This is a genomic window from Burkholderia sp. 3C (assembly GCF_054589155.1).
This window is the reverse complement of sequence record NZ_BAAILN010000125.1, coordinates 42964-62933: the sequence shown is the minus strand read 5'-3', so window position 1 is coordinate 62933 and position 19970 is coordinate 42964. Positions and strand designations below refer to the sequence as shown.

The 19970-nt window shown below is 66.7% G+C and carries 18 protein-coding genes; 10 read left to right on the top strand and 8 right to left on the bottom strand.

The features are described from left to right. Positions 1-88: 88 nt before the first annotated feature. Positions 89-1579, bottom strand: coding sequence for a sigma-54 interaction domain-containing protein (locus tag ACYP33_RS25300; protein WP_459624465.1), 1491 nt, complete (start codon positions 1577-1579; stop codon positions 89-91). Between the two features lie 379 nt (positions 1580-1958). On the opposite strand from ACYP33_RS25300, the gene ACYP33_RS25295 reads away from it, so the two are divergent. From ACYP33_RS25295 to ACYP33_RS25285, 3 genes are all read left to right on the top strand, one after another. Continuing rightward, entirely contained in the window at positions 1959-3362 is a 1404-nt protein-coding gene (locus tag ACYP33_RS25295; RefSeq protein ID WP_414440512.1) for a GntP family permease, read from the top strand. A gap of 366 nt (positions 3363-3728) precedes the next feature. Next, positions 3729-3998, top strand: a complete 270-nt coding sequence (locus ACYP33_RS25290; RefSeq protein WP_414440513.1) for a hypothetical protein — start codon at positions 3729-3731, stop codon at positions 3996-3998. Positions 3999-4148: 150 nt separating this feature from the next. Beyond that, positions 4149-5129 carry a DedA family protein/thiosulfate sulfurtransferase GlpE gene (locus ACYP33_RS25285; RefSeq protein ID WP_459624368.1) on the top strand — a complete coding sequence of 327 codons (981 nt, stop codon included), beginning with the start codon at positions 4149-4151 and terminating at the stop codon, positions 5127-5129. A 12-nt stretch (positions 5130-5141) separates the two neighbouring features. Here ACYP33_RS25285 and ACYP33_RS25280 read toward each other — a convergent pair whose 3' ends face one another. Together ACYP33_RS25280 and ACYP33_RS25275 are read right to left on the bottom strand one after the other, a co-directional pair. Then, entirely contained in the window at positions 5142-6587 is a 1446-nt protein-coding gene (locus ACYP33_RS25280; RefSeq protein ID WP_414448828.1) for an OprD family porin, read from the bottom strand. 309 nt (positions 6588-6896) lie between these two features. Beyond that, complete coding sequence (locus ACYP33_RS25275; RefSeq protein ID WP_414442034.1) at positions 6897-7478, bottom strand: cupin domain-containing protein; 582 nt, start codon at positions 7476-7478, stop codon at positions 6897-6899. Between the two features lie 649 nt (positions 7479-8127). On the opposite strand from ACYP33_RS25275, the gene ACYP33_RS25270 reads away from it, so the two are divergent. Continuing rightward, positions 8128-9654, top strand: a complete 1527-nt coding sequence (locus ACYP33_RS25270) for a peptide MFS transporter (protein WP_459624367.1) — start codon at positions 8128-8130, stop codon at positions 9652-9654. A gap of 101 nt (positions 9655-9755) precedes the next feature. Next, a complete protein-coding gene (locus ACYP33_RS25265; protein ID WP_459624366.1) occupies positions 9756-9965 on the top strand; it encodes a hypothetical protein in 210 nt (69 codons plus the stop codon). A gap of 70 nt (positions 9966-10035) precedes the next feature. On the opposite strand, the gene ACYP33_RS25260 is transcribed toward ACYP33_RS25265, so the two are convergent. The 3 genes from ACYP33_RS25260 to ACYP33_RS25250 form a co-directional block, all read right to left on the bottom strand. After that, positions 10036-11157, bottom strand: coding sequence for an OpgC domain-containing protein (locus ACYP33_RS25260; RefSeq protein ID WP_459624365.1), 1122 nt, complete (start codon positions 11155-11157; stop codon positions 10036-10038). Positions 11158-11588: 431 nt separating this feature from the next. Then, entirely contained in the window at positions 11589-12488 is a 900-nt protein-coding gene (gene rarD, locus ACYP33_RS25255; protein ID WP_414448824.1) for an EamA family transporter RarD, read from the bottom strand. 18 nt (positions 12489-12506) lie between these two features. After that, entirely contained in the window at positions 12507-12803 is a 297-nt protein-coding gene (locus tag ACYP33_RS25250) for an acylphosphatase (protein ID WP_414440520.1), read from the bottom strand. A gap of 151 nt (positions 12804-12954) precedes the next feature. Here ACYP33_RS25250 and hpnA point away from each other — a divergent pair, with 151 nt between their 5' ends. Further along, positions 12955-13965 (top strand): hopanoid-associated sugar epimerase, encoded by a 1011-nt coding sequence (gene hpnA / locus ACYP33_RS25245; protein WP_414448823.1) that lies wholly within the window; start codon positions 12955-12957, stop codon positions 13963-13965. Between the two features lie 57 nt (positions 13966-14022). Here the strand turns inward: hpnA and ACYP33_RS25240 are convergent, their stop codons facing one another. Then, the gene (locus ACYP33_RS25240; protein ID WP_459624364.1) at positions 14023-15060 is read right to left on the bottom strand and encodes a hypothetical protein; all 1038 of its coding nucleotides are present in this window, start codon (positions 15058-15060) and stop codon (positions 14023-14025) included. On the opposite strand from ACYP33_RS25240, the gene ACYP33_RS25235 reads away from it, so the two are divergent. After that, positions 15016-15738 (top strand): hypothetical protein, encoded by a 723-nt coding sequence (locus tag ACYP33_RS25235; RefSeq protein ID WP_459624363.1) that lies wholly within the window; start codon positions 15016-15018, stop codon positions 15736-15738. The two genes, ACYP33_RS25240 and ACYP33_RS25235, sit on opposite strands and share 45 nt — an antisense overlap. 109 nt (positions 15739-15847) lie before the next feature. After that, on the top strand, positions 15848-16237 hold the full coding sequence (locus tag ACYP33_RS25230) for a DUF7079 family protein (RefSeq protein WP_459624362.1): 390 nt from the start codon (positions 15848-15850) through the stop codon (positions 16235-16237). A 5-nt stretch (positions 16238-16242) separates the two neighbouring features. Here the strand turns inward: ACYP33_RS25230 and ACYP33_RS25225 are convergent, their stop codons facing one another. Continuing rightward, positions 16243-17421 carry a glycosyltransferase gene (locus tag ACYP33_RS25225; protein WP_459624361.1) on the bottom strand — a complete coding sequence of 393 codons (1179 nt, stop codon included), beginning with the start codon at positions 17419-17421 and terminating at the stop codon, positions 16243-16245. A gap of 372 nt (positions 17422-17793) precedes the next feature. Between ACYP33_RS25225 and ispH the strand changes: the two genes are divergently transcribed. After that, positions 17794-18735 carry a 4-hydroxy-3-methylbut-2-enyl diphosphate reductase gene (gene ispH / locus ACYP33_RS25220; protein ID WP_414440525.1) on the top strand — a complete coding sequence of 314 codons (942 nt, stop codon included), beginning with the start codon at positions 17794-17796 and terminating at the stop codon, positions 18733-18735. A gap of 12 nt (positions 18736-18747) precedes the next feature. Further along, positions 18748-19908, top strand: a complete 1161-nt coding sequence (gene hpnH / locus ACYP33_RS25215) for an adenosyl-hopene transferase HpnH (RefSeq protein ID WP_414448819.1) — start codon at positions 18748-18750, stop codon at positions 19906-19908. Positions 19909-19970: the final 62 nt, after the last annotated feature.

Genomic DNA, 19970 nt, shown 5'->3' with positions numbered 1-19970 from the left:
CAATCGTCACGCCGAAACGCACTCGGCGGCACGATTACGGAACTTGAAAAATAAACGCGATCGGGCCGCATCGGCCGATGCGGCGGTTTCAGGCCTCGATACCGAGCGCGGCGATCTTCTTGTAAAAGGTTGCGCGCCCGATGCCGATGCGGGCGGCGGCTTCGACAACGCGGCCGCCGCTCGCCGCCAGCGCTTCGTTGAGGAAGCGTCGTTCCCATTCGGCAAACGCATCGGCGTAGGCAACGGTTGCCGCCGCAACGGTTTCGGGGGCGGCATCGGGCTCGGCGGCAGCCGGCGTCACCTCCCGCACGATATCCGTCGTACGCGACATCGCGCCCGCCGTCGTACCCGCGCCCACGAACGGCGCCAGCACCTCGGCGTCGATCAGCGCGCTGTCCGACAACATCAACGCGCGTTCGAGCGTGTTGCGCAGCTCGCGCACGTTGCCGGGCCAGGTTTGCGCGGCGAGCAGGCGCAAGGCGTCGGCGGTCAGGGTGCAGTGCGCGGCGTGCCCGTGCTGCGCGGCCAGTTCTTCCAGCGTCGCGTAAACGAGCGCCTCGATATCCGAGGCGCGTTCGCGCAACGGCGGCAGGTTCAGCGTCAGCACGTTGAGCCGGTAATAGAGATCGGCGCGAAAGCGGCCGGTTGCGACCAGCGCCGGCAGATCGGCCGAGGTCGCCGCGATGATCCGCACGTCGGCGCGCACGATCCGGTTCGAGCCCACCGGCTCGAACTCCTTGTCCTGCAGCACGCGCAGCAGCTTGCCCTGCAGCGGCAACGGCATGTCGCCGATCTCGTCGAGCAGCAGCGTGCCGCCATCGGCCAGCTCGAACTTGCCGATACGGCCCTTGCGGTCCGCGCCGGTATAGGCGCCCGGCGCCGCGCCGAAAAATTCGGTTTCGAGCAGGGCATCGGGAATCGCCGCCACGTTGACGGTCACGAGCGGCTTCGAGGCGCGCGCGGACGCCGCGTGGATCGCATGCGCGAGCAGTTCCTTGCCGGTGCCGGTTTCGCCGAGCAGCAGCACCGGTGCATCCACGAGCGCGGCACGGCGCGCTTGCCGCTTGGTTTCCAGGCTCGCCGCGCTGGTGCCGACGAAGCTCGCGAACGTGTATTTCGGCCGGCGCGCCTGCGCCAGCGAACGCTGCGCGGCAAGCAACTCCTGCTGCACCTGCATATAGCGCGCGAACAGCGGCGTGAGCGTCTTCAGTTCGTCGAACAGGGCGAAGCCGATCGCGCCAACCGTCTCGCCGGCCTCGTCGAGCAGCGGCAGCCGCGTGACAACGAGCGGCTCGCGGCCGGTTTCCATGATGTCGAGCAGGGTGGGCCGCCCGGTCGCCACCACCTCGCGCATCAGGCTGTGCGGGATCACCGCCTCGCAATCGAGCCCGATTGCCTGCTGCGGATCGGCGAAGCCGAAGCGCGCCGCATAACGGGAATTGATCCAGACCACGCGCGCATCGCGGTCGACGATCAGCGTACCGGCGCTCGAATGCTCGAAGGTGCGGAACAGCGATTCGGCGGCCCGCGCCAGCACGTCGCCGTAGCCTGCCGGCAGGTTCGACCAGTCGTTCATCATGGTGTCGTCGTCTCCGTTTATCGTCGGAGCATGCATGCCGTCTCCGAATCGGGACGGATTATCTCATTGTGTAGACACACGTCCAAAACCGGCTTGGCCTTGCCCGGACGACGTTCGATGTCGTTTTCCGGCACCACGCAACAGGCTTTGTCCTGGAATCGGGACAGCTTCGGTAGAATCGATCGCGACAATCGCACCGCACGCGGCAAAATTCCGAACAAATCGGCATGTATCGGCCGAGAGCCGAGGCAGCAAGCGCGCTGGCATGGAACCTGCGTTACAGCGTCGATTCTGCAAATCGGGCAGCACACGCCCCGGCAGCACGTGTGGACGGGCACACACCGGCCACATCGAAAGAATCAATAAATAGGAGACTCACTTGTCATTCATCATCGTCCTTGCTGCGCTGGCGTTCCTGATGTTCGCCGCCTACCGCGGCTACAGCGTGATCCTGTTCGCGCCGATCGCCGCACTGGGCGCCGTGCTGCTCACCGATCCCGCTGCCGTCGCCCCCGTCTTCTCGGGCATCTTCATGGAGAAGATGGTCGGCTTCGTCAAACTGTACTTCCCGGTGTTCCTGCTCGGCGCCGTGTTCGGCAAGGTGATTGAGCTGTCCGGCTTCTCCGAGTCGATCGTCGCCGCCGCGATCCGCTATATCGGCCGCTCGCGCGCCAATGCGGTGATCGTCGCGGTCTGCGCGCTGCTGACCTACGGCGGCGTGTCGCTGTTCGTGGTGGTGTTCGCCGTCTATCCGTTCGCGGCCGAACTCTATCGCCAGAGCAACATTCCGAAGCGGCTGATGCCGGGCGCGATCGCCCTCGGCGCGTTCTCGTTCACGATGGATTCGCTGCCGGGCACGCCGCAGATCCAGAACATCATCCCGTCCACGTTCTTCAAGACCACCGCATGGGCCGCGCCCGTGCTCGGCACGATCGGCTCGGTATTCATCATCATCGTGGGCCTGACCTACCTCGAATGGCGTCGCCGCGCCGCGATGGCCAAGGGCGAGGGCTACGGCACGTCGCTGGTCAACGAGCCGGAACGCGTCGAAACCAGCTCGCTGCCGAACCCGATACTCGCCGTTGCGCCGCTGGTGCTGGTGGGCGTGGCGAACTTCCTGCTGACCAAGTGGATCCCGCAGTGGTACAGCGGCGCGAGCTACACGGTGCCCCCCGAAGTGCTGCCGGGCCTGCACGCGCCGGTCACCACGCCGATCAAGACGGTGGTGGCGATCTGGTCGGTCGAGGCCGCGCTGCTGCTCGGCATCCTGCTGGTGGTGATCACGGCGTTCCCGCGCGTCAGCGCGCGTTTCGCGACGGGCACCAAGACGGCCGTCGGCGGTGCGTTGCTGGCCGCCATGAACACCGCGTCGGAATACGGTTTCGGTGGCGTGATCGCCGCGCTGCCGGGCTTCCTGGTGGTGAGCGACGCGCTCAAGAGCATCCCGAATCCGCTCGTCAACGCGGCCGTGTCGGTCAGCTCGCTGGCCGGCATCACCGGCTCCGCCTCGGGCGGCATGAGCATCGCGCTCGCCGCCATGTCGGATACCTTCATCAAGGGCGCGGAAGCCGCGCACATTCCGATGGAAGTCCTGCACCGCGTGGTGGCGATGGCCAGCGGCGGGATGGATACGTTGCCGCACAACGGCGCGGTGATCACGCTGCTGGCCGTGACCGGCCTCACGCACCGCGAGTCGTATCGCGACATCTTCGCGGTCACCGTGATCAAGACGCTCGCCGTGTTCTTCGTGATCGCCTTCTACTACGCAACCGGCCTGGTCTGACGGATCGCGCGGCGCGCCGGCCGGCATGGCGGCGCGCGCAACACCTTGGTGCATGGCTGCGTGGTGCCACGCCGCGCAGCCCGTTCGCTGCCCAGACCGCCGCATCCCCTCTTCTCCGAATCAAAAAAGCCGTACCGCCGGCCGCCCCGATCGGCATCGATTTTCCGCGTCGCCGCGCCACCTTGGCCGGCCGTTCCGGGCCGTCGCAATGGTCAGTTCGATGAACGCGATATGTCAGACCAGCCGTCCGTTTTGCGGCGTCTCGAATCTCGAAATTGTCGTTGCAACTGACCGGTTCGCGTTACACTGCGCTGGAGCAGTTCGCAAGACAACATCTTCCATTGACACGATACGAGGACTTGTTCGATGCGCACGACCGGTGCTTCCGGGGCGATGGCCCTCCTGAGCGAACTGGATTCGGCCGATGGCCGCGAGCTGCGCTCGCTGCGGCTCGAAGCCACCGACGACGGTAAAAGCGTGTTGCTGATCGAGGTCGACGAGCGCAAGCCCGGCATCCATCGCGAAGTACGCTACGAAATCACGCCGGCCGAGCTGATCGCCGCGATCCGTTCTCATGGCGCGGAGCTGCCCGGCGAATCGCACATTGCCGCCACCTTCGCCCGCACGCCCTCCTGATTCCCTGTCGTTACGGTGAGCAAGCGCCGCTCGCTTCGCTCACCGCTTCATCCGGTCGCCCGACCTACGCTCAGTTGACTTGAAAAAGGCCGATAATCGGCCCATCTGCGTTGCTTCCACTCATTGCCTTTTTTTCGCGCCACGTTCGCCATGCTGCATGATCTCGTCGTCCGCTACGGACCGCTCATCGTGTTCGTCAATGTGCTGGCAGCCGCGCTCGGCCTGCCCGTGCCCGCGATGCCGACGCTCATCCTGTTCGGCGCGATGGCCACCCTGCACCCCGACATGATCGGCATGCAATTGCTGCCGGTGCTGCTGCTCGCCGTGGCGGCCGCGGTGCTGGGCGATTCCGCCTGGTATCTGGCCGGGCGCCACTTCGGCGGCCGCACGCTCAAGACGCTCTGCCGGCTGTCGCTGTCACGCGACAGTTGCGTGAAAAAAACCGAGCAGTTCTTCGGTCGCTGGGGCGTGCGCGTGCTGGCGATCGCGCGCTTCGTGCCGGGCCTCTCGCTGGTTTCGGTGCCGATGGCCGGCGCGCTCGGCACGCCTTACCGCACGTTCGTCGGCTACGACGCACTCGGCGCGTTGTTGTGGGCCGCGGTCGGCCTGCTGGTCGGGCTGCTGTTCGCCGAGCAGATCGACTGGCTGTTTACCGGTGCGAGCCAGTTCGGCCAGGCGGCGCTGGTGCTGATCGGCCTGCTGCTCCTGCTGTATGCGAGCGTGCGCTGGTCGCGTCGCCGCGCGCTGCTGCGTACGCTCGCCAATGCGCGCATCGACGTGGCCGAACTCGAACGGATGATGCTCGCCGACCCGTCGGCGCTGCCGGTGGTGGTGGACGTGCGCTCGCCCGAACATCGGCGCCTCGATCCGTTCTCGATTCCGGGCGCGGTGTTCGCCGACGAGCGCAACGTGCGCGAATTCTCGCTGCGTTATCCGCTCGGGCAGAAGTTCGTCGTGTATTGCTCGTGTCCGAACGAGGTGTCGGCCGCGTTGATGGCCAAGCGCCTGTCGGACGCCGGCTTCACCGACGCCCTCACGCTGCGCGGCGGCCTCGACGCGTGGCGCGACACGGGCCACACGCTGGCCGGCATCGAACCGGCCGGCATCGCGCCCGCGCCGAAAACGGCCTGACGCAGCCGCCGCTCAGAACACCGACACCGGCAGGTTCACAACCAATCGGTACTCCTGATTGGTGCTGTCCGAGTAGTGCGCCGAGCCGACGTGCCACATCGCGATGAAGGTGATCTTCGTATCCTTGAGGCGGCCGCTCTGGATCGTGTACGAAGGGATGAAACCGAACTCGTGGTGGCGGCCCTGCACCGGCAGGCCGTCCTTCCAGTAGATGCCGGCGTGCGTCGGATCGTTCGCGGCGCCCGCCGAACCGTCCGCGCCCCAGCCCGTCAACCCCCACACCATTGCCTTGAAGCCGGGCAGCCCGGCATCCTTGCCGTAGAACGTGTAGCGCAACTGCAGCGATTTTTCGTGCGGCGCGTTGTAGTCCACGTCCATCGAATCGACCAGGAAGATGCCGTTGGTTTCGTTCAGGTAATCGAAGTATTGATCGCCGAGCACTTGCTGAAACCCGAGCAGCAATTCATGCGGGCCATGCTGCGCGGCGAGCGACAGGCTGTACGCGTTGTTGTCGATCTTGCCTTGCCGCGCGTCGCCCGTATCGTGTGTCGAATAGACGTTGCCGAAGCCCGTCCATTTCACGCCGCTCGGCGCGCCGTAGCTCTGCCGCACCGACGCGTAATACTGGTTCCACACGTTCTCGGCCTGGTTCGCGTAGAGCGCGACGGAGCCGGTGGGCGAGTAATCCCAGGTGCCGCCCGCATACGTGAGCCGATCGATCCGCGTGCCGCCGTATTGCGAGGTCAGATCGACCAAGGTCGAACGGCCGCGTGCATCGGTCTTCGTGAAGCTGCCCGCTTCGAGCATCACGTTGCGAAATTCGTTGCTGACGATGGTTGCGCCGAGAAAGGTCGGCGGCAGCGCACGATTGTCGTGCGGCTCCATGAACGGGTTGTCGACGATCTGCAGACCGTACTTGATCACCGTGTTCGAGATTCGCGCCTTCACGTCGTACACGCCGGGGTAGGCCCAGCCGAGCTGATTCGACCCACCGCCGCCCTTCGCGACGTGCACCATGTTGCCGCCGCCCGCGCCGCCGTCGAGCTTCAATGCTGCGTACACCGAAGCATCCACGCCGAAGCCGATCAGCCCGCCGGTGTAGCCCGATTCGAAATTCGCCATCACCGCCTGAATCCACGCATGACGATGCGGGCCGCCCTTCGCGTCGAGCGCGTCCGAGTAGTTGCGGAACATCAATTCGAGGTGGCTGTCCTGCACGAAGCCACGCGATTTCGATTGCGCGGAAGCGTCGATGCTCGGCACGGGCGACGGCGCCTGGTTCGCTTCGGCATCGATCACGGCATTCGGCGTGGTGGCTTGTGCCAGTGAAGGCGCGGCGGATGCGGCAGGCGCGTCGTCGGCATGCGCAGGTGCGGCGGCGATCCCGGCCAGCACGGGAAGCATCCAGGCGAGGCGCGACGCACGGCGCGTACGCCGCGGGGTGGCGGTTCGATTCATCGTTATGGTGTCTCTCAGGTTTGGCCTGCACCGCCGCGCGAGCGCATCGTCAAGGCGCACGCTTGCCACCGGCCGCAAACGTCGAACACGGCAGGCGCGCGCGAGCGCTGCCCTCGCGGCCTTGGCAACGGCGCGATAGGCATGACGATGAAAAGCGGAAAAGCCGACGGCGCAGCGAACGGTGGGCGCTGCGTGTTTTTGATGTGGCTAGGAGAAGCGCGGGGGGCTGTGCGACGTGACGATCATGTCGTTATCCTGATTATCTCCGAAGGGCCACCCCGTTCGGAGGAACGGCAGATGACCCGGTTTTTAGAAGAGTCGCGGCGTACCGACCCAGACCACCACCGACTCCTGCTTCGCGGTGTTGACCCAGCTATGCGGCACGGTCGACAGGTAATGCGCGCTGTCGCCGGCCTGCACGACAAACGTCTTGCCTTCCAGCGTCAACGATACTTCGCCCTCGATCACGTACAGGAATTCCTCCCCTGCATGCGTCGTGACCTCCGAGCGCTTCTGCCCCGGCGGCATGCGCACGAGAATCGCTTCGAGCTGCCGGCCGGCCGACACGTTCGTCAGTCGTCCGAACAGATTGGTCGAGTCGGCGAAGCTGAAAAAGCGCAATTGCTCGCCACGGCACACCGAGCGTTCCTCGCTCGGCGTCTCGACGAAATACTGCACGTTCACGCCGAGCGCCTGCGCAATGCCGGCCAAGGAGGTGATGGACGGCGAAGCCAGGCCACGCTCGACCTGGGACAAAAACGGCTTTGAAATACCAGCGGCAGTGGCCGTATCGTCAAGCGTGCGCTTCAGGCGCTGCCTGAGCGCACGAATCTTTCCGCCCAGCTCCAGCGCCGCACTTCGGGGCTGCGTATTTTCAGTGGAAGCAACCATAGCAGGCCGAAATCCGATCGTCAAAAAAAGTTTGATGGAAAGTAACGAAGTTTGATCGATATGGCTTAATCTTCGTCTTCATGACCGTGTCAACGAGACGGCCTGCGCCTTGGCGCACCCCGCGCAACGCTGCTGCGAGGCGTCATCTTGCCAGATCGCTCGTGCAATTCGTGCTCGATTCGCAGCATTCCTGATGGAAGAGTTTGCGCAGCGTGCCATCGCGGCCACGGAAAAACGGGTTGTCGCCGCATCGGTCGCGGGATTTCCCGAAGTGACGGACGGCAACCGCGTCATGACAATCGCGGCCGCACCGAAGCGCGACCACCTCGCGTCCGGCCCATCGTCATGGCCGGCACCAGCCCACCGGCTGCCTGCCGCCCCGTTTTACGCGCCCCTATCCGGTCGCCCCGAGGTTCATCCAACATGAATGCCGTTCCAAACCCCGCGCACGCAATGCGTGCCCACGCCGCCGCAACCCCTCGCGCCGCACGGCCGCGATGCAAACGTTGTCGTCATCACGCGAGCACCGCCCCACCCGCCTGAGCATCGCCCCTCTTGCCGACGCGCCGCCTTCCGGCGCCGCGACATTCCGAATCCGCCGCATTCGTCACGCACGATGCCGCGCTAAAAACGATATTCGAGGACAACGATGCCCGTCTCAACACCTGTTTCCAAAACGCGATCATTCGCAACGGTCTTTCTGATCGAAATGTGGGAGCGCTTCGGCTATTACGGCATGGTCGCGCTGATGGTGCTGTTCATGGTCGAGAAGCTCGGCTTCGACGACAGCAACGCGAACCTGATCTGGGGCGCGTTCGTGGCGCTGATCTACGCGGCACCGTCGGTTGGCGGCTGGATCGGCGATCACGTGCTCGGCACGCGCCGCACGATGCTGATCGGCGCCGCCGTGCTCGGCCTCGGCTACCTGATGCTCGCGATGCCGAACGACAATCTTCAGTTCCTCTACGCATCGCTCGGCGTGATGGTGGTGGGCAACGGCCTGTTCAAGGCCAATGCCGCGAACCTCGTGCGGCGCATCTACGAAGGCGACGACGCGCGCCTCGACAGCGCGTTCACGATCTACTACATGGCGGTCAATATCGGCTCGACCGTCTCGATGCTGGTCACGCCGTGGATCAAGGATCGCTGGGGCTGGCATCCGGCCTTCGCGGTGTGCTGCGCCGGGATGCTGGTGGGCCTCGTCAACTACACGCTGATGCAGCGCACGCTCAGGCATGTCGGCTCGCAGCCCGACGACGCGCCGATTCGCTGGGGCCGCGCGGCGGCCGTGGCGGGCGGCGGCGTGGTGCTCGCGCTGGTCACCACGTTCCTGCTCGGCCACAAGGCGCTGGCGGTCGCGGCCGTCTGGACCGCCGCGTTCGTGGTGCTGGCGATCTTCGTCTACATGATCGCGAAGGCCAACCGCTCGGAGCGCTCGGGCCTGATCGCCGCGCTGGTGCTGATCGCGCAGGTGATCCTGTTCTTCATCTTCTATCAGCAGATGTCCACCTCGCTGACCTTGTTCGCATTCCGTAACGTCGATCCGGGTTTCACGCTGTTCGGCACCACGCTGTTCACCTGGAGCGCTGGCCAGTTCCAGGCGCTCAATCCGATCTGGATCATGCTGTTGAGCCCGGTGCTCGTGTGGATCTACAACTCGCTGGCGAACCGCGGCGTGAACGTGCCGGTGGCGCTCAAGTACATGCTCGGCTTCGCCGTGGTGGCGGCCGGCTTCTTCGTGTTCGCGGCGAGCGGGCGCTTCGCGGTGGACGGCCGCGTGTCGTCGTGGTTCATGGTTGGCGGCTACGGCCTCTACTCGCTCGGCGAGTTGCTCGTCAGCGGCCTCGGCCTCGCGATGATCGCGCGCTACGTGCCGGCGCGCATGGGCGGCTTCATGATGGGCGCGTACTTCGTCGCCACCGGCATTTCGCAGTATCTGGGCAGCGTGGTCGCGAACCTCGCGAAGATGCCGTCGCACGACCTGCCCGCCACGGCGTCGCTGCCGCTGTACGTGCACCTGTTCTCGACGCTCGGCTGGGTGGCGGTGGGCGGCACGCTCGTGTCGTGCCTGCTGCTGCCGCTGATGGCGAAGCTTTCGCGTGCGCATCAGAGCCACGCGCAGGCGCGCGAGCAAGAGAGCGCCGCCCTGCACGCAAACGGCGCGGCCACTCAGTAATATCCCTCGGCGCGCGGCTCGCGCGCCACAGTCGACCGGCGAAGCGCGCCACGGCGTCCTACACTGAAAGCAGCCCACACCCGGGCCTGCTGGAGAGTGAGATGAACAAAAGGACGATGCGGATCGTGCGCACGCTGGCCGACATCCGTCGTGCGCAACGCTGCACCGCGCTGCGCGCCGCGCGGGCGGCGGCCGAAGCGGATGCCGAACTGGCTCGCGCCGCCGAACCGTCGGACACCGCCGACGAAGCCGACAGCGACGACGCCGCCACCCCTGAATCCGTCTCCCGTATTCGCTCACCTTCGCGGTGAGCGAAGCGGGCCGGAACGAAAAAAGCGCCGAAGCCCGGCGCTTTACCTCGTTGCTCGATCGCGCTGCGCCCTACGCGGGCGCACGCCGCATGCGCTGCCACCAGCCACCCGAACTCGCGAGCGTCAACAGGCAACCGAGCGCGATCGTGTCGGCCGCCAGACCCACGCCGAACGGCGAGAAGCGCGGGCTCATCGCTGCGTGGTGCATCAGCGAATCGAGCGTGAGCGAGATCGCGGTGCCCACCACATAGCACACCAGCCCGCGCTGCCCCACGGCCACCACCGGCTGCACCGCACGCGCGAGCTTGCCCACCCAGCCCGAACGCACGAGGTCGGCCATCAACCACGCTACCGCCAGGAAACTGAGCACGCGCGGCCACGCCAGGTCGCGCTTCATCAAGCCTTCGGGCAACGGCAGCCCCGAAAACAGCTTGTAGTACGCGCACACCAGCACGATGCCGAGCGCCACGCCAGTCAGCACCGCGCCGTAGCGCCCGGCCGCGAGGCCGCGATAGATCGGCTGGCAGCGCACCAGCGCGCCCAGCACGAACATCAGTTGCCACGCGAACGGGTTGAAGCTCCACTTGAACGAGGGCGTATCGAGCAGTTGCGCGCCGAGCCACCCTGACGCGAGCCACGCGGCGAAACTGCCGGCGAACAACCACACCGGCCAGCGGCGCGCGAGCGGCACGATGGCCGGCACGGCCAGCGCGAACAGCACGTACATCGGCAACACCGACGCCAGGTACGGCTGGCGCTGGAACGTCAGCACTTCGATCAGGCCGGTCAGCGGCGTGGCCAGCATCACGCTGACATCGTCGAGCGCGAGGTTCGGCGATTCGATGCCGTAATGATCGAGCACGGCGGACACCACCAGCATCAACGTGGTGGTGGCCAGGAACGCGCGATAGATCTGCACCGCGCGCCGCATGAAGCGCCGGCGCGCGACATCGGCGCCATAGCGCTCCGACATCGAGACGAACGCGCTCGCCGCCGCGAAACCGCCGAGGAACACGAACACCTCGGCCGCATCGCACAGCGCGAACGAATGCAGCGTGAACTTCGACACGATGCTGCCGCCGATATGGTCGACGACGATCATCAACAGCACGATGCCGCGAAAGAAGTCGATTTCGATCACGCGGCCCGAGCGCGCCGGCGCGGCCGCGTTGCGCGCGTTGGTCACTGCCATGACGGACGCTCGGAACAAAGCGGCGCGCGAGCGGAAGCCCGACCGGGCATCGAGAGCAAAGCGAAGGACTGCGTAGCGAGGAGCGACGACAAGCGCGCGGCGAGACACGTATGCCTGACTCGCGTGCGCCGGAGCGCCGGGGCGAAGACTGGACCGTTCATCGGAAAGGGACCGCATACGGAAGTGGGACGGTCCAGAAAGTCTATACGTCGCTACGGGCATACCCTAAGTAACAAAATGCAACCAATTCTTCCGATCCGTGACTGTCAGCCTTGCCAGACAAGCGTCAGCGATCCGTCATCGATTTTTGCCAGTTTTGATCGCAGAACGAAACAATCGAAATGACACGCGTGGAATTCACTACGTGATCCGAAAGAAAATGCAGGAAGGAGCGCGGCGCGCACAGGCGAGGTGCAAGCCGCCGAGCGGGGTCAGTGCGCCTGCACGCGCCGCATGATCAGATAGCTGTGCCAGGCCGTCAGGGCGACGGCGATCCAGATCGGGCCGTAGGTGCCGAGTTGCTGCGCGCTCAGCGATTCGCCGAGCAGCAGCACGGCGGCCGCGACGATCAACACCGGCTCCACGTAGCCGAGGATGCCGAACAGCGCCATCGGCAACATCCGGCTCGATTTCAGATAACAGCCGAGCGCGAGCGTCGACAGCACCCCGAGGCCCGGCAGCCACACCGACAGCAGCATCGCATGGCCGCCGACCGGCGTGCCGATCGTGACGAGCGTGAGCACCGCCACCGGCAGCAGCGCGAGCATTTCGACGGCGAACAGCGTGAGCGGCTCGACATCCATGCGCCGGCGCAGCATGAAGTACGGCGGATAACCGATCGCCACCACCAGCGTCGGCCACGCGAACGCGCCCGTCACCCACAGCTCGTGCAACACGCCGAGCGCCGCGAACGCGATCGCGCACCATTGCAGCAGCGACAGCGATTCGCGATAGACGAAGCGCCCCACCAGCACCATCGTCAGCGGCAGCAGGAAATAGCCGAGCGACACTTCGAGCATGCGCCCGTGCAGCGGCGCCCACAGAAACAGCCACAGCTGCATGCCGAGCAACGCCGCGCCGCCGATCACGGCCAGCGCGACGCGACGGCTGCCGAGCATGCGCCGCAGCAGCGCGGCGAGTTCGCCGAAGCGGCCTCGCAACGCCACCAGCGCGAGCGCGCCGGGCAAGGTCCAGACGATGCGCCACGCGAAGATGTCGAGGCCCGTCAGGGGCGCGAGCAGCTTCGCATAAACCGACATCAGCGCGAACAGCGCCGAAGCGGCCACCGACAGCGCGAGGCCGCGCCGTGCTTCCGGAAATTCCTGAATCATCGCTCCCGCCGGCCCCGATCAGTTTTGCTGGAACCGCTCGAAGCGCTTGTCGGTCTGGCGTTCCTCGAACTCCACCTCGCTCACGCGCGCGGCGGGCGGGCCGTGACGCAGCCAGGCGAGCATCCGGTCGATGTCGGCGGCCGGGCCCTGGATCATCGCCTCGACCGAGCCGTCCTCGAGATTGGAGACCCAGCCGCGCAGCCTCAGCGCATGGGCCTCGCGCACGGTGGCATGACGAAAGCCGACACCCTGCACCACGCCGCGCACGCGCACGTAGAGGGTTTCCACCCGTTCGTCGAGATCCTTGCCGCTCATGTCGCTCCTCATCCGTTTGCATCAAAGCCCCGCATTGTAGTCGCGTCGCATGGCGCGCGCCGGACGCCCGCGCCATGCGCAGCACGTACAATCGCGCATCACGCATAACCGCCGCGCACCGCGTTCGAACCGCGCGACATCAAGGAATGGCATGACTGATACACAACGCGATCTCGTACTCGTGACCGGCGCGTCCGGCTTCGTCGGCTCGTCGGTGGCGCGCATCGCGCAGGCCCAGGGCTATCGGGTGCGCGTGCTGGTGCGCGCCTCCAGCCCGCGCACCAACGTCGCCGGGCTCGACGCCGAAATCGTCACCGGCGACATGCGCGACGAGGCCTCGATGCGCCAGGCGCTGCGCGGCGTGCGCTACCTGCTGCACGTGGCCGCCGATTACCGGCTGTGGGCGCCCGATCCGCTCGAGATCGAGCGCGCCAACCTCGAAGGCGCCGTCGCGACGATGCGCGCGGCGCTGGCCGAAGGCGTCGAGCGCATCGTCTATACCAGCAGCGTGGCCACGTTGAAGGTGACCAGCTCGGGCCAGTCCACCGACGAAACCTCGCCGCTCACGCCCGAGCAGGCGATCGGCGTCTACAAGCGCAGCAAGGTGCTGGCCGAGCGCGCCGTCGAACGGATGATCGCCGAGGACGGGCTGCCGGCCGTGATCGTCAACCCGTCCACGCCGATCGGCCCACGCGACGTGAAGCCCACGCCGACCGGCCGCATCATCGTCGAGGCGGCCACCGGCAAGATCCCGGCCTTCGTCGATACGGGGCTGAACCTGGTTCATGTGGACGACGTCGCGCACGGCCACTTCCTCGCGCTCGAGAAAGGCCGCATCGGCGAGCGCTACATCCTAGGTGGCGAGAACCTGCCGCTGCAACAGATGCTGGCCGACATCGCCCAGATGGTCGGCCGCAAGCCGCCGACCATCGCGCTGCCGCGCGGGCCGCTCTACCCGATCGCGTACGCCGCCGAGGTGGTCGCGAAGTTCACCAAGCGCGAGCCGTTCGTGACCGTCGACGGGCTGAAGATGTCGAAGAACAAGATGTATTTCACGTCGGCCAAGGCCGAACGCGAACTCGGCTATCGCGCACGGCCCTACCGCGAAGGTCTCGCCGACGCGCTCGGCTGGTTCCGCGGGGCGGGCTATTTGACGCGCTAGCGCGTCAGCGCCGCGCGGCGGGCGTGCATCGCCGCCCTACCAGCACTTTGTTACACGTCAAGGTCGAACCGGGGGCGATGCACCGGTTAAAATCGCGGGTCCTACGTAGAGAAGGCACGCATGAACCTGAACGACCAGATCGAAGCGCTCGGTGCGGGCATCGATCAGCTCATCCACACCGCGCAAACGGTCGCGGGCGCCGCGAAGGCCGCGATCGAATCCGCGGCTGCCGATCGGGCTGCCGCCCAAGCCGCCGGTGAGGAAGCGAGCGCCGCACGCGCCAGCGCCGAACAGTTTTCCGCCGGGCAAGCGGCGGCCCACCTCGCCGCCAAGCAGGCCAGCGCCGATCGCGCGGCCACCGAAGCCCTCCATGAACAGATGCGCGCCGTGCAGGCCGCCGCCGAAGCGGCTGCCGCACAGGCCGTCACCGACAAAACCTCGGCCGAAGCGCTGGCCGCGCGCGTCGGGATCGATCGCGAAGCGGCCGATGCCGCACTCACGCAGGCCACCGCGCAGCGCGAAGCCGCGGAAGCCGCAACCAAGCGAGCCGCACATGAGCGAGACAACGCAGAACGCGCAATAAGGCAGGCGCAGACGGAACGCGAAGCGGCCGACCTCGCCATCAAGCAGGCCACCACCGAACGCGACGCAGCCGAGCTGGCCACCCAGCAGGCCGCCAGCGAATGCGCCACGGCCAAGGCCGCGATTTCGCAAGCGCTGGCCGAGCGCGAAGCCGCGCATGCCGTGGCCCGGCAAGCCGCCGAGGATCACGAAGCCGCGCAAGCGGCCGCGAAACAGGCGGCCGAGGATCGCGCCGCCGCCGAGGCGATCAGGCAGCAAGCTGCGGCCGACCGCGCGGCTGCCGAAGCGGCGGCCGCGCAGGCGGCAGCCGATCGCGACGCGGCACACGCCGCGCGCCGCGAGGCCGAGAGCACGCAAGCGGCGAGCGCCGCCGTGGCCGTCGCGTCTGCGCAAGCCATCGGCGACACCGCCACCACCGACCTCGCCACCAAGCAAGCCGCAGCCGACCGCGAAGCCGCCGATGCGCTGATGCAGCAGGCCGCCGCCGATCTCGACGCGGCCGAAGCCGCTCATCGTCAGGCCCGCGCCGAGCGCGACGCCGCGCAGGAAGCGGCGGCGCAGGCCGCGCGCGACCGCGAAGCGGCCGATACGCTCGCCGCGCAAACGCGCGCGGAACGCGCCGCGCTGGCCGACGCCTCCGCGCAGTTCGAAGCGGAGCGCGCGGCCGCGCAGGCCACGGCCGCACTCGCCTCGGCCGACAAGGCCGCCGCCGAATTGCTCGCCGCCCAGGCCGCCTCCGACAAGGCAGTGGCCGAAGCGGCGCTGCGCGAAGCCACGGCGAAGGAAGCCGCGCTCGAGCACGCAGCAGCAGCCGAAACAGCCACCGAAACCGCCAGCGCACCGGCGCCGCAGGCCGTCGAAACCGGCGCCGACGCGAAACTCGTCGTCGCCCGCCCGTCGCTGGACGCCGTGACGCTCACGATCGGCACGAACCAGGTGCCGTTCCCGCCGTCGCAATTGAGCCAGTTGATCGAGGAACTCGCACACGCGCGCGCCTCGATGACGACCGAGCAGCCCAAGGGGCTGCCGGCCGGCTGGCGCTTCGTGTCGACCCGCAATCCGATGATGGCGGTGCAGAAGCAGGCGAACGGCGATCGCCTGCTGGTCGCGCGTCACACCGGCTACGGATGGGTGCCGTTCACGTTCTCGCCGGACACGGTGATCCAGATGTACATGCTGCTGACGCAGTAAGGGCAGCAGGCCGGAACGGCCTCAAAGGCAAAACGGCACACGATCGCGAGATCGATGTGCCGTTTTTCATTGAAGCATGCGCGATGCAAGACGCGGAGGATTGTCAGACTTGAGCACGCCGATGGACATCGCCACGCGCGAATTCGTCTGGGCCGTCATGTCCGAATTTTTCGTCGACAACGAGATCGACTACGACGCCGAAGCGGCCAGACTTGCGCGCTTTCCGTTCGACGCACTGCGCACGATCTTCTTCGAGGATGTCGCGCCAGTCTGCGGCCCCAACCTGCTGACGCCGGTTCCGCCGGTCTGGCTCGGCTTCGACACGAGCACGCTGGTGGCCGAAATCCGCGCGCGGCGAGCCAGACGTGAGCGCTCGCTCACGCACCGGCTGCGCCACCGGGCGGCGGTGCTGTATTACCGGCTCGCGCTCGCCAACACCTGGAAGGCGGTGGCCGCGGCGCTCGAGCGGGCGCAAGCGCTGCCGCCGTCCGCGCCTTAACGCTCTTAACGCTCCACCGGCGCCTGCACGCGCGCCTTCCACTGGCCGCCCTTGCCTCGCCAGTAACGCCACGCCGACGCGAACGTCGCGCCGTTGTAGAACAGCGCGACCAGCGGCAACGCGGGCGCCCACAGCAGCGAACGCCGGTAATAGGCCAGCATCGGCGCGTAGGAGGCGCTCATCGCCGCCCACGCGAGCCAGGCCGGCCAGGCCTGCGCACCGTACGCGAGCGCCGCGACGGGCGGCAGCAAATAGATGATCGACATGCCGAGCAGCGTGCCGGCCAGCAGCAACGGCGAGTAGCGCAACTGCGTGAACGCGGTGCGCGCAATCATGTTCCAGATGTCGCGCCAGCTGTCGTACGGGCGCAGCGATACGCTGCGATCGGCCAGGTCGAGCCGGATCGGATGATGCCGGCCGCCGCGGTGCTTGATCTGCGCGGCCAGGCTGCAGTCGTCGATCAGCGCGCCGCGAATCGATTCGATGCCGCCCGCTTCCTCCAGCGCCGCGCGCCGCACCAGCATGCAGCCACCGGCCGCGCCGGCCGTCTTGCGGCGCGTGTCGTTGATCCACGAGAACGGGTAGAGCTTGGCGAAGAAGAACACGAACGCCGGAATCAGCGCCTTTTCCCAGAACGAATCGCAGCGCAGGCGCACCATCAGCGAGACCAGATCGCGGCCCTCGGCCTGCGCGCGCGTCACCAGTTGGGCCACGGCGTCGGCCGGATGGCCGATGTCGGCATCGGTCAGCAACAGGTAATCGGCCGGCAAGCCGAGCGTGCGGACCGCCGCGATGCCCTGCGATTGCGCCCAGACCTTGCCCGACCACCCGGCCGGCAACGGCTGCGCGGCGAGCACCGTGAGGCGATCGGCGTGCCGGGCAGCCAGCGCGGCCGCGCGCGCGGCGTCGGCGGTGCCGTCGTTGCTGTGGTCGTCGACCACGATCACGTGGAAGGCGCCCGGATAATCCTGCCGCACCAGCGACGTGACGGCCTCGCCGATCACGTCCACTTCATTGCGCGCCGGCACCACCACGGCCACTGCCGGCCATTCGCCGGCCGCGCGCGCCGGGGCCGGCAGCGGCGCCGGCGGGTTGGCGCGCCAGAAACCGCCGCGCGCGAACAACAGCACGCACCAGATAATCAGGGACAGACAAGACAGGCCAAAAACGATCTGGAGCGTCATACCCCGCCCTCCGCCGCACCGTTTTCCGACCACCCGCGCACGCGCTGCAGCAGCGCCAGATACGGGGACACACCCTTGAATTGGACTTCCATCCGGATCGCCTGTGAGGCCCGCGCGGCCAAGCTCCGCCGCAGGGCGCGTTCAAAACCGCGTAGTTTATCCGGGTTCCGTGGGGCCGGTTGCGACGGCGATTTCGGGTGCGCTGCAACACCTTCTGGCGCAGACAAAGCACGACCGGGCCGATAGCGTTAAAATGCGCGATTAATCTGGCGGTCGGTGCATGCGAACCGGTCGCCATAACATCGAGTTGGGGCGATCGGGCCGGCCTGCCGGCCGTCTCAAACCCCGCGTAGTCGTCGGAGTTCGCCCTTTATGCGTGTCATTCTTGCCCAACCCCGGGGCTTCTGTGCCGGTGTAGTCCGCGCGATCGAGATCGTCGATCGTGCGCTGCTCCAGCACGGCGCGCCTGTCTACGTCCGGCACGAAATCGTTCACAACCGCCACGTCGTCGACAACCTGCGCAACAAAGGGGCGAAGTTCGTCGAGGAACTCGACGAGGTGCCGCACGGCGCCGTCGCGATCTTCAGCGCCCACGGCGTGGCGCAAACGGTCGAGAAGGATGCCGAGGCGCGCGGGCTGGATGTGCTCGACGCCACCTGCCCGCTCGTCACGAAAGTGCACGTGCAGGGCCGCCAGTATGTCGCGGGCGGCCGCCGCCTGATCCTGATCGGGCATGCCGGCCACCCGGAAGTCGAAGGCACGATCGGCCAGATTCCCGGCGAAGTCACCCTCGTGCAGAGCGAAGCCGAGGTTGCCACGCTGTCCCTGCCGGTCGATACGCCGGTTGCCTACGTGACGCAGACCACGCTGTCCGTCGACGACACGCGCGGCATCATCGAAGCACTGACGCGCAGGTTCACCGACATCGTCGGCCCGGACACGCGCGACATCTGTTATGCAACACAAAACCGCCAGGCCGCCGTGCGCGAGCTGAGCAGCCAGGTGGACGTACTGATCGTCGTCGGCGCGACGAACAGTTCGAACTCGAACCGTCTGCGCGAGATCGGCACCGAAAGCGGTGTGCCGAGCTATCTCGTGGCCGATGGTTCGGAAGTGCGCGCCGAATGGCTCGCGAACGCGCAAACCATCGGCCTCACGGCCGGTGCGTCGGCGCCCGAGGAAATGGTCGAGGACGTGATTGCCGCGCTGCGTGCGCTGGGCCCCGTCGACGTCGTCACCATGACCGGCCGCGAGGAAAAAGTCGAATTCAAGTTGCCGGCGAAGCTTCTGCAAGCTGTCGCCCGCGAAGTCTAAGGAGGACATCAATTGTCTATTCCGCTGCTCCAGCAAGTCCGGGTCGGCGCATACATCATGCGCAACCACCTGTCCGGCAACAAACGCTACCCGCTCGCGCTGATGCTCGAGCCACTGTTCCGCTGCAACCTGGCCTGTAACGGCTGCGGCAAGATCGACTATCCGGATCCGATCCTGAACCAGCGTCTTTCCGTCGAGGAATGCCTGGGCGCCGTCGATGAAGCCGGCGCGCCGATCGTCTCGATCGCGGGCGGCGAGCCGCTGCTGCACCGCGACATGCCGGAAATCGTCAAGGGCATCATGAAGCGCAAGAAGTTCGTGTACCTGTGCACGAACGCGCTGCTGATGGAAAAGAAGATGGACGACTACGAGCCGAGCCCGTATTTCGTCTGGTCGGTCCACCTCGACGGCGATCGCGAAGCGCACGATCATTCCGTGTCGCAGGAAGGCACGTACGACAAGGCCGTGGCCGCGATCAAGGAAGCCAAGCGTCGCGGCTTCCGCGTCAACATCAACTGCACGCTGTTCAATGATGCGATCCCCGAGCGCGTGGCGAAGTTCTTCGACACGCTCGAGCCGATGGGCGTCGACGGCATCACCGTGTCGCCGGGCTACGCCTACGAGCGCGCGCCGGATCAGCAGCACTTCCTGAACCGCGACAAGACCAAGACCCTGTTCCGCGAGATCTTCAAGCGCGGCGAGGGCGGCAAGCGCTGGTCGTTCAGCCAGTCGTCGCTGTTCCTCGACTTCCTGGCCGGCAACCAGACCTACAAGTGCACGCCGTGGGGCAACCCGGCGCGTACCGTGTTCGGCTGGCAGAAGCCGTGCTATCTGGTCGGCGAAGGCTACGTGAAGACCTTCAAGGAACTGATGGAAACGACGGAGTGGGACAACTACGGCGTCGGCAACTACGAGAAGTGCGCGGACTGCATGGTCCACTGCGGCTTCGAAGCCACGGCCGTGGTCGACACCATCACGCATCCGCTGAAGGCGTTCGCACTGAGCCGCAAGGGCATCAAGACCGACGGCGCGTTCGCACCGGATATCCCGATCGACAAGCAACGTCCGGCCGAGTACGTGTTCTCGCGCCACGTCGAGATCAAGCTCGAGGAAATCACGATCGCCGGCAAGGGCAAGCTGCAGAAGCCGGCCAAGGCCGCCAGCGCGGTTTGAGGTTGACGGCCGGCTAGTTCGCTAGCCCGGCCTGCGACGATCGAAACAAGGGCGCCCCGGAG

Coding starts and splice junctions, on each gene's coding strand:
- ACYP33_RS25250 (WP_414440520.1), bottom strand. CDS start 12,803: ATGAGCGGCAAGGATCTCGACGAACGGGTGGAAACCCTCTACGTGCGC.
- ACYP33_RS25280 (WP_414448828.1), bottom strand. CDS start 6,587: ATGAATCGAACCGCCACCCCGCGGCGTACGCGCCGTGCGTCGCGCCTC.
- ACYP33_RS25275 (WP_414442034.1), bottom strand. CDS start 7,478: ATGGTTGCTTCCACTGAAAATACGCAGCCCCGAAGTGCGGCGCTGGAG.
- ACYP33_RS25285 (WP_459624368.1), top strand. CDS start 4,149: ATGCTGCATGATCTCGTCGTCCGCTACGGACCGCTCATCGTGTTCGTC.
- ispH (WP_414440525.1), top strand. CDS start 17,794: ATGCGTGTCATTCTTGCCCAACCCCGGGGCTTCTGTGCCGGTGTAGTC.
- ACYP33_RS25235 (WP_459624363.1), top strand. CDS start 15,016: ATGCAGCAGGCCGCCGCCGATCTCGACGCGGCCGAAGCCGCTCATCGT.
- ACYP33_RS25265 (WP_459624366.1), top strand. CDS start 9,756: ATGAACAAAAGGACGATGCGGATCGTGCGCACGCTGGCCGACATCCGT.
- ACYP33_RS25300 (WP_459624465.1), bottom strand. CDS start 1,579: ATGATGAACGACTGGTCGAACCTGCCGGCAGGCTACGGCGACGTGCTG.
- hpnA (WP_414448823.1), top strand. CDS start 12,955: ATGACTGATACACAACGCGATCTCGTACTCGTGACCGGCGCGTCCGGC.
- rarD (WP_414448824.1), bottom strand. CDS start 12,488: ATGATTCAGGAATTTCCGGAAGCACGGCGCGGCCTCGCGCTGTCGGTG.
- ACYP33_RS25270 (WP_459624367.1), top strand. CDS start 8,128: ATGCCCGTCTCAACACCTGTTTCCAAAACGCGATCATTCGCAACGGTC.
- ACYP33_RS25225 (WP_459624361.1), bottom strand. CDS start 17,421: ATGACGCTCCAGATCGTTTTTGGCCTGTCTTGTCTGTCCCTGATTATC.
- ACYP33_RS25260 (WP_459624365.1), bottom strand. CDS start 11,157: ATGGCAGTGACCAACGCGCGCAACGCGGCCGCGCCGGCGCGCTCGGGC.
- ACYP33_RS25290 (WP_414440513.1), top strand. CDS start 3,729: ATGCGCACGACCGGTGCTTCCGGGGCGATGGCCCTCCTGAGCGAACTG.
- ACYP33_RS25240 (WP_459624364.1), bottom strand. CDS start 15,060: ATGAGCGGCTTCGGCCGCGTCGAGATCGGCGGCGGCCTGCTGCATCAG.